We start from the raw sequence: 9,196 nt of genomic DNA, 5'->3' as shown, positions 1-9,196 counted from the left end.
CCTAGTGATAAATCCGGGGGCTTGTGACCAAATTGCTTGATAGTCAGTCAATCGATTTTAGATTTTAGATTTTAGATTTTAGATTGAAGAATTGAGCCTAGTGATAAATCCGGGGGCTTGTGACCAAATTGCTTGATAGTCAGTCAATCGATTTTAGATTTTAGATTTTAGATGGGTAATTGGTAGCAAGATTCTTTAAATTGCTGCTATAGAGATTTTAAATCAAAGAACCGCCACCATCAATCCAGACTTCAGTACCTGTGATGAAGCTGGAGGAATGTGATACCAGAAATAACACTAATTGGGCGACTTCTTCGCTAGAACCGGCCGTATTATCCGTCAAAGGAATCATGTCTTGAATGGAATCAGGGTCCACTGGAATGCGATCGAGATGGCGCTTAACGGTGCTTTCTTCAATAGCAGTTAGCACCCCGCCCGGACAGATCACATTGACTCGGATTTGGCAGGCTGCGAGTTCTAGCGCCAGCATTTTTGCAAAGGCTACTTGGGCAGCTTTTGAACAAGCGTAGGCCGTGGCACCAACTTTCCTGAAACTTCTGGTGCCATTAATCGATGATGTAATTACAATTGAACCTCCTTGTTTTTTCAGATGAGGAACAGCATACTTAACAGCCAAAAATGTTCCTCTGAGGTTAGTGTTAATTGTCCGATCCCACTCATCGGGTTCTATCTCCTCTATCGGCGACCATACACCGTTAATACCCGCATTTGCAAACAAAATATCAATTCTTTGATATTCATCAAAAATTGTTTGAAACGCTTTTTGCATTTGCCCAGAATCTCCAACATCTGCGGCAATAGCCAGCCCGCAGCCTCCTTCATTGACCAACTGGCGGACGGTTTCTTGCCCCGTTTCCAAAATGTGATCGATAATAGCAACTTTTGCGCCTTCCTTGGCCATTAAAATTGCTGCTGCATGACCAATTCCCGACCCACCGCCGGTAATAACTGCAACTTTTTCTGAAAGTTTCATATTTTTTTAGATAAATATTTTTTTGCGCGATCGCATAGCATAAAAATAATACTCTATAGAGGACTAAAGTCCTCACTACAAACAACTTTCCGTCATCAAAATCATGCAACTTAAAAGTGGTTTAAGGTACTAATTATAGCAGTAAGGTGTGCAGTGCACACCCTACTTTAGGCAGAGGATTACGTCAATTTTAACGTAGTCCTTACGGCTGGGGCACCCAGACCGAAACAGAACCAGCGTTACACCGAAAATCAGCCCAACCATCGTCATTAGTTGTGATTGGTTCTTTGATGTGTTCGGTGATGTCAATATAAGTTCGATTCGGTTGTCCGACTTCCATAAACTTGGTGCCATCGCCTCCGTTACTGAGTACCACAGCCATGCCGCCCGGATGTTCTTCATTTCCGAGTCGGGTCCAGCCAATAGTGTTGGCGTGGTCGAAGTAATCGTACTGATTGCCGTAGGAATAAGTTTGGCGCGCTAACAAAAATTTATCTACCATAAACTGATGTTTGTCTAGCCAAATCTCGTATTCATTGCCATCATTTGCTTTATCCTTATAGTTAGCGCCGTAATAATCCGGGTAAAAAATGCACGGATATCCTTCGCGCCGCAGCAGGATTAAAGCGTAGGCAAGAGGTTTAAACCAAGCCTCGACAACAGATTCTAGGGATTGTAATGGTTGAGAATCATGGTTGTCAACCAAGGTAACGGCGAGGGTTGGTTGCTGTTGGACGAGGGTGTTATCAAAAATGGTTCGCAAGTCGTAGCTATTGCCGGCTTTGCTAGCAGCGTAGAAGTTGTAGTGGAGGGGCGCGTCAAATAAGGAGACTTTACCGTCCGTTGCTTGGATGAAGTAATGCAAAGCTTCCACTTCGTAAGACCAATATTCGCCGACGGCAAATAGGTCGCGTTTGACATAGTTACGAACGTGTTCCAACCATTCTTGGAAAAATTCTGCTTTAACGTGTTTGACGGCATCGAAGCGAAAGCCGTCAACGTTTGTTGTATCGACATACCACTCACCCCAGTATTTTAACTCCCCGCTGACTTCTGGGTTGTCCATATCTAAATCGCAACCCATCAGGTAGTCAAAATTACCTTTTTCTAAGTCTACTCCTTGATCAAATTCTTTGCCTTTTAGCAGGTAAACGGCATGGGTTTCTGTGTTGTAAACGTTGTAATCAATGGCGTCAAAATGCCACCAATGCCACTCCATGCTGGAATATTTTTTGTCGCGGCCGGGGAAGGTAAAATGCGTCCAAGCTTTGATTTTTTGATATTCGCCTACGGTGTCATTCCGGTTGTCGGGATTGAAGGGTGTAGCTTCGGCTTCTTCTTCTGCATCGGCACCTAATTTGTGGTTGAAGACAACATCGGCATAAATCCGAATTCCAGCATCTTGTGCAGCTTTTATCGCGGCCAAATACTCATCTTTTGTGCCGTATTTAGTGCGTACCGACCCTTTTTGGTCGAACTCGCCTAAATCGAATAAGTCGTAGACGCCGTAACCTACATCCATACCGCCGCCCGTTCCTTTATAGGCGGGTGGCAACCAAAGGGATGTAACGCCTATTTTGGCTAAATCTTTTGCAGATTTCGCTAGCTGATTCCACAGGCTGCCGTCGTCGGGGCTGTACCAGTGGAAATACTGCATCATGACGCCATTTAGTTCAGACATATATTTAGTTTTTCCTGTTTTGTTAAATTGCGATCGACATTTATGTTCGTAGCTCGCTAGTTTACGTATGTCTGCAATCTATGGTTAATAAATATCATAAAAGATGGGGTCGCTAAAAAAATCTATCTGCTGATGGATTGACAACAGAATGTAAATTTGATATCAATTTTAAGCACACTAAAAAATATTAATTTAGTGGCGATTGTGCGGCAACTCGCTCAACTCTGGTGTTCCAAGTACCGTCGATCGCCAATTCAAGCAATCTAAATCCCGGCGGGATTTCGTCAACTATAATCGGATGGCTTTTGGGTAAAAGTTGGAGGCAGGTGCTGGGTGTCCCCAAGTAGGTAACTGAGCCCCGCTGTTGTTGAAATTCTTGGTGAATGTGGCCACAAAGAACGATTTTGATTTGAGAATATCGATCGACAATTGCCAAAAATTCATCGGCATTGTGCAGCATCATTCCATCCATGATTTCAGAGTCGATCGGCAAAGGATGATGGTGCAAGGCAATGATAACAGGTCGATCGCCCGTTTGTTGCAGTTGAGAGTCCAGCCAATGCAAGCTTTCTGGGGAAAGCCGCCCGCCGTCGCATCCGGCTTCCACACTCGAAAGCAACAGAAATTGCCAGTTTCCTAGCATCCATGATTTTTCTGGGGAAAGAGGCGACTGATTTAAGATTTCTGCCATAACTGGGATGTTGTCGTGGTTCCCAGGTATCCAGTAGGCGGGTATTCCGAGGGGGGCGATGAGGGAGACGAGGCGCTGGTAGGATTCTGGTGTTTCGTCTTGGGACAAGTCGCCTGTGAGTAGGAGTAAGTCGGGCGGCGGCTGTATCTGTTGCACGCGATCGAGAACTGCTTGAAGGGTGCGGGTTGTTGAGAGGCCTTTCCAAGTACGATCGAGCTCTGCAAACAAGTGAGTGTCGGTGATTTGGGCGACGAGTAGGGGAGAAACTGGTGTCATGGCTGGTGTTGCGGGCGATCGATGTAGTTCTAGAATAGCCTCGGATGGGTTTTGGAGGTGTGGAAAAAAGGGCGATTCCCTAGGGGATAGCTGCGCTTCACGAAATTTTTGACAGGTATGTTAAAATTTTCGAGATTTGGTGTACTATAAGAAAACGTCAAATTTCAGACGTGACGGCGGCATAGCCAAGTGGTAAGGCAGAGGTCTGCAAAACCTCCACCCCCAGTTCAAATCTGGGTGCCGCCTTAATTTTTAGTATTTTTAATAAGTCTTAAATGCTTGTGTGACAAGGTTTTTGGGTTTATTATAGACTGTAAATTGTATTTAAATGTGCATAATTGATTGCGGAAAGTAATGCAAATTTAATGCAATGCAAAAAGTGCTGACCATTAAGACCAGAGTGGGCAGAATAGTGGGAGCTAGCGGACATTAAGAGACCACCTGTTACGGGTGAATGCCATGCTGATCTTGGCGATCGCGTTTGCAAATTCTTTTCGCGATCGCCCGCCAATTTTTGCGCTTATGATTTGCCGCACGCTTGGGCAATTCGGGCGATGAGTTTTGGACTAGATGCAACGCTGGCCGCTAAGCAGATGGGGCATAGCCTCGCGACTCACACGCAGACTTATCATTTGGCTCTTAACGAGCGAGAGCAGCAAGCAGCTTACGATGTGTTATTAGCTCATTACATACAAACCTGAAAGTTAAGTGTTGTAAGTAACCCAAATCTAGTGTTCTATTTATTCTTGATTAAACAAGCGTACTTCCCTTTGATTGCTAGTCCTAATAATTTTGCCAGTTTCTCTGATTGAGGATGTATCAATTCCCCTATTAAAGAAATAGGGAATTCATTCAACTTTGCTTTCGCCTTTTTGTAGTCAGACAATGGAATTTTCATGTTTTCTGAGGATGGATAATGATTCCAACAACCGCTTGCGTGTTTACACGCAATCATTAAATCCCCTCTATCTTTCAAGGAAGTACCACTGTCAACTCCTTTGTAAACAATTAAGGATTCTCCAGCATAAATAATATTTTTGTACCCAAAAGCCATCCCTAGTCCTATTGTTGTTTCTCCCAGCGAGTGCAACGATCTGTCTTCTGCGTAAAAAACGTGTTCAAACTCGGCTATCGCAGATTCATCAAGAGATTTTCTCAACGTGTCTAAAACGTGTGAGAATCCGCTACTTAAGACTAGAAGCCAAGGACAAAGTTGCGGGTTTGCAATATTTGCTGCGCCTAAAATAAGTGTTGAAACTGTCCAGCAATTGTCCCAGAAATGTATAGCCTCAGTCTTCTTGGCCGTACTTGCTACCTGAGCAAAAATAGCTATATATAACAAGGGTATAAGTAGCCCTTGAGACTCCTTTAAAGCGTCTAACAATCTTTGATTGTGAATTTTTGATCCACATTGCCTGTATAATTCGACTGCCTCAACGCCAGACATATCGTAATTAGTTATTAGTCGATTTGTTGCTCGAACCACTTCATGGTCTGTTAAAAAATAGGTCAAATCTTTTTGTATCTTAAGCGCCCCCATCTTTATGCTGTCTAAGCGTTTTTGTGAGTCCTGGAAAACCTGACCAAAACTTGAATCTCGTTGTTCTCTACGTTTTGCTTCGCCCATAATTACTCCTTGCGTGAAATATGCAGAATCAAAGTGTCCACGGTTGTAGACACTTTTTGTTTACTGCTATTTTAGTCTGTTTTTACCTGTTAACTCTTTATTCTCACGGTAAAACTTAGCTCTCGAACGTCATAAATTTCAGACAGTATTAGCTATGCTCATTTTTGCGTTTCCTCTTCCCGGTTAAAACTTCAAAGCTTTGTGGGGCTTTGGCATTGAGTTTTAGGCTTTAACTTCTTTGAAACTCTTAAAAAGTAAAAGTTAATAAGTAAAACTTATGCTCTAAAACCCCCCGCAAAAAGTTTTAAACCTATAAATTTCCCTTATCTATTTTGCGCCTGGATTCGGCTCCTTCGCCGACTGGCTGAGACTAGGCGATGCTCCAGTAAGTAAATATTGGGGTGAGGTTTCCACCAGTTTTGGTGCAAGAATAGCAAGCCATCCTCGCCAAAGCCTTTCGGGGTGAACTGGTTCCCCAAGACCCCAACGACGAGCCTGCCTCCGTATTATTAGAACGGATTCGCGCCGAAAGGGAAAACAGAGAAAACGTTGCCAAAACTGCTAAAAAGCCTGCGGCCAACAAAAAACAACGCAGCAAGAAAGCGCAACCGCAATTAGAACCAAAACCGCAATTATAACCAAAACCGCAATTAGAACCAATTCAGCTAGAATTGCCGCTGTTTGACTAGACATCTCTAGAAAAGCAAGTCTTGAACAAGCATCCTGCGTGTTCCACAATAATTATTGTAGATGTCTATTGACTACGATCGCAAATCGTCGATCAGTTTTTCTATAGCCATACTTTTTGTGGTTTCATCCGCTAGAGAATTAAACACTTTCTGCAAAAGTTCTATAGACGCATTTTTAATAAACCAATCTTCACCCGGATTATCCCCAATATTCAAAAAATACTTTAAACGTTCCTCTATCGCTTCCTTATCTGCTTTATCCAGTTGTCCAACTCGCTTAAGCCAATCCCCTTGCGAGTCTTTAAAACAATTAGCATCAACAGTACATATCTGATGCACTAGAGCGAAGGAATTCTTATCAAGACCATTTGTGCTTGTAGAATTAATCGGATATACAGTTGGCAAACCTTTATAGGTTTCTTGTGAAGTCAACGGAATCAGCGTCAAAGTTTGGATGTATTTAGATTCATCTTGAAATTGGTCACTTGTCCAAACGATATAAGGATGCTCTCCGCGAAAAACCCGACTCGAATTAATCACCTGAGTGCAAGAAATTGTCTGGCACTCAATCTCCCCTGGTTCATTTATGTCATAAATATGATGATGACCGAGTTTGCAACGAAGAGATACTCTATAGGGATTGATAAAATAAATCCAACCTTGACGCGGTTTTTGTCCAGCCACTCGCTCACCCCAATTCACTCATTAACTTTTCTCTTTCTTTGTACAGATTAAGTCTCACCTGTTCCTCTGGTTCGTGGCTATATTTAACCTCAAGCATGGGAGCAGTGCTATAGACATATTCTAGTAACTGATGCAGTTTATCCTCTCCTGCACCCGCCCATTCTCTCCTGATGTTGTCAAGCATCAGCTTCAGACCTAAAGGTAACTTTAAATCATCCACATTACCAGCTCCCTCACCAAGTCTGATGAATATACTTTCTCCCTGAGATTCTTGAACAATCTCTTTGCCATTCATTTGATTTAAAACAGCCTCTATGCCTTCATTCCAAGGCCCATAGTAATAATAACGCCAATCTAAATCAGTAAGCTGCTTGTTTGTCCATTTGACCGCATAAAGATCGGCTAAGTACAAAAACTTGATTAACTGCGTTTTTGTAATATAGCCTTTTGTTGCGTAGACAAAGTATTTGATCAGGTTTTCTAGCATGGCTTTCCTTCTTTGGATTTCAAAAAACTCCCTAATTAATCTTATAATTTGTTCGCTCAATTTAACTTTAGTCTATTATATCATCCAAAGGACAGGTTGGCTATTAAACCATATAAAAAATAGCTAATCCTAACAAATAGAGTGTGTGCGTCCAAGAGTGTACTCTTCAAAAATTGAATTTCCGTCTAAGAAATATTGATCGGGATTATCGCTAGCTTTAATATTTGGTGAACAACTCCATAATAGTTAGGATTTTCTAACCCTTCTAATTCATGTTCGATATCTTCCCAATCCCCTAGCTTGCTTTTCCACTTACCATCCTTTTCTTGTCGGGCTGCGTGCTGTGGCTGGCCGTTATAGGTGTATATTGCTATTTTTTGAAACCCCGGTTCAAGGTCACGATTCTCGCAAGGTTCATATCCAATAGTTTGATAAGCTTGGATAAAAGCTTCCAGCGTTAACTCTCTTGAAACACCATCCGGCCAGTACCCATCAGGGTCTACCGGGTCCCATCTGCATTCCTCTTCGCCAGCAGCAAAAGCAAAACAATTATAATCTACTGTTTCTTCACTTGTTACTTGATATTCAGTAAGCTCTAAGTTAGGAAATCTCAATATTTTTCGGTACTCTAGCTTACCACTCATAACCGTGTTCTTTTCCCCATTGTATCCACGCTAGGGCCATTTGCTTCATCCGGCCGCGCTGTTCGGGTTTTACCGGATTGTCACCAGTAATTGCCCTCAACGCCCAAAACCAATGGTCTGGTTTTTGTTCGAGGTCACGCAAAATCAAGGGGATAACTGGCTGTCCCATGCCGATAATTCTCTGATAAGCCTGGTGCATTGATTTCTGTGTAACTAATGATAGCATCCCCGTCTCGACGCGCCATTCTTCCGCGAACTTCTTAAACTCTGCTTCCAGTTCTACCTTGCTTTTAATCGGGAAGTCATCAGCAGGAATTCCTGAAGGCAACAAATATACTTTTAAAACATCTTTGGCTTTTGATGCCGATTCTAAAAAGCTATTCGGCATCAACAAGTCATTAAGCTTTTGACAAAATCGCTTTTTTTCTTCGGTTGATAAGTTAGAGAGTTCTTCAAATTCATCAACAGCCGCAATAAGCTCATCTGCTAGTTCTTCCACTGTCCAAGCATAAGTTTTCTTTAAAGCGTATATGGGAATAATACTCTCTAGTATATTGACTAAATCATCATGGTTCGTGTTTTCTACCTCTGACTCTACGTTTCTGACTAAATCATCAATAGGCAACCCAGGGACTGTTTTTCTCAACGCAGTCAAAATAGCCTCAAACACTGAGTTGTCCAAGGCTATAATTTTTTCGAGGCCGGATTGATATTGGCGATGTATTTTTAAAGAAGGCATATTAGTTTTCTTGTCTTTGCTAAGAAAAGTTGAATTGAGACTAATTGGCTTACTTATACGTTCATTATAACACCCTTTTGCTCGTAAAGATGTAGGGACACGGCACTGCCGTGTCCCTACCCAATATCTGTAATTCTTACTCAAATTATCACATTTTGCTGATAATTCTTTGCAGGATTTCCACGCCTGATACCGCTTGCCAGCCAAACAGCCCCAAGAGCACAACATTCAGAAAGATGTGAGTGTTTCTCGCCAAATCATTGCCTTTTTGCATCAAAGGAGTCAGCGAGGCTGCGATCGCAATTATTGCCGTCATTCCCAACCCTGCTAGCAAGTGCGGGCCGACAAATAGCTTGCCGTTGTTGATGTAGGTGACGGCCATCCCCCCCACTGCCCCCGTTACCATCAAGGCTAGCAGCAAAGAACCCATCTGGTGATGCTTGATGTTGAATTTGCCCTTAATTAACTCTTTTTTGACTTCGCCTTCGGCACTTCTGGTACGTCGGATTTGCAGGCCGAGATACAAAGCATAAAATGAGATGGCCAGCAGTACCCACATTAAAACTGGGTGGAAGAATTGGCTCCAAACTTTCACTGACTGAGGAATTTCGAGATTCATAGTGTTCTGAGGATTAGCAAACATACTTCATAAAACTTAGCATACCAGTCAGGCCGTCTCATGTG

The 9,196-nt window shown here is 42.6% G+C and carries 10 protein-coding genes and 1 tRNA gene; 2 read left to right on the top strand and 9 right to left on the bottom strand.

Features of this window, described 5'->3' with window-relative positions:
- Positions 1–217 precede the first annotated feature (217 nt).
- The 3 genes from QUB11_RS04735 to cpdA all read right to left on the bottom strand — a co-directional run bounded on the left by QUB11_RS04735 (position 218) and on the right by cpdA (position 3,642).
- Positions 218–994 carry an SDR family NAD(P)-dependent oxidoreductase gene (locus QUB11_RS04735; RefSeq protein WP_333206755.1) on the bottom strand — a complete coding sequence of 259 codons (777 nt, stop codon included), beginning with the start codon at positions 992–994 and terminating at the stop codon, positions 218–220.
- A gap of 202 nt (positions 995–1,196) precedes the next feature.
- Entirely contained in the window at positions 1,197–2,675 is a 1,479-nt protein-coding gene (locus QUB11_RS04730) for an alpha-amylase (protein ID WP_333206754.1), read from the bottom strand.
- 187 nt (positions 2,676–2,862) lie between these two features.
- A complete protein-coding gene (gene cpdA, locus QUB11_RS04725; protein ID WP_333206753.1) occupies positions 2,863–3,642 on the bottom strand; it encodes a 3',5'-cyclic-AMP phosphodiesterase in 780 nt (259 codons plus the stop codon).
- A gap of 175 nt (positions 3,643–3,817) precedes the next feature.
- Here cpdA and QUB11_RS04720 point away from each other — a divergent pair.
- Together QUB11_RS04720 and QUB11_RS04715 are read left to right on the top strand one after the other, a co-directional pair.
- Positions 3,818–3,888 (top strand) — tRNA-Cys (locus QUB11_RS04720).
- Between the two features lie 308 nt (positions 3,889–4,196).
- Positions 4,197–4,343, top strand: coding sequence for a hypothetical protein (locus tag QUB11_RS04715; RefSeq protein ID WP_333178226.1), 147 nt, complete (start codon positions 4,197–4,199; stop codon positions 4,341–4,343).
- A 35-nt stretch (positions 4,344–4,378) separates the two neighbouring features.
- Here QUB11_RS04715 and QUB11_RS04710 read toward each other — a convergent pair whose 3' ends face one another.
- From QUB11_RS04710 to QUB11_RS04685, 6 genes are all read right to left on the bottom strand, one after another.
- A complete protein-coding gene (locus QUB11_RS04710) occupies positions 4,379–5,269 on the bottom strand; it encodes a hypothetical protein (RefSeq protein ID WP_333206751.1) in 891 nt (296 codons plus the stop codon).
- A gap of 761 nt (positions 5,270–6,030) precedes the next feature.
- Entirely contained in the window at positions 6,031–6,642 is a 612-nt protein-coding gene (locus QUB11_RS04705) for a type II toxin-antitoxin system PemK/MazF family toxin (protein WP_333206750.1), read from the bottom strand.
- Positions 6,643–6,646: 4 nt separating this feature from the next.
- Entirely contained in the window at positions 6,647–7,189 is a 543-nt protein-coding gene (locus tag QUB11_RS04700; RefSeq protein ID WP_333206749.1) for a type II toxin-antitoxin system antitoxin SocA domain-containing protein, read from the bottom strand.
- A 125-nt stretch (positions 7,190–7,314) separates the two neighbouring features.
- Entirely contained in the window at positions 7,315–7,773 is a 459-nt protein-coding gene (locus tag QUB11_RS04695) for a DUF7689 domain-containing protein (RefSeq protein ID WP_333206748.1), read from the bottom strand.
- Positions 7,763–8,512: a hypothetical protein gene (locus QUB11_RS04690; protein ID WP_333206747.1), complete on the bottom strand. Its 750-nt coding sequence runs from the start codon at positions 8,510–8,512 to the stop codon at positions 7,763–7,765. Before QUB11_RS04690 ends, QUB11_RS04695 begins: the two co-directional genes overlap by 11 nt.
- Before the next feature lie 148 nt (positions 8,513–8,660).
- Entirely contained in the window at positions 8,661–9,131 is a 471-nt protein-coding gene (locus QUB11_RS04685) for a DUF4079 domain-containing protein (RefSeq protein ID WP_333206746.1), read from the bottom strand.
- Positions 9,132–9,196 lie beyond the last annotated feature (65 nt).

The organism is Microcoleus sp. B6-A1, assembly GCF_036705085.1.
Classification (GTDB): Bacteria; Cyanobacteriota; Cyanobacteriia; order Cyanobacteriales; family Microcoleaceae; genus Microcoleus.
Note: the sequence above shows the minus strand (reverse complement) of the source record. Positions and strands in the feature narration are given on the sequence as shown.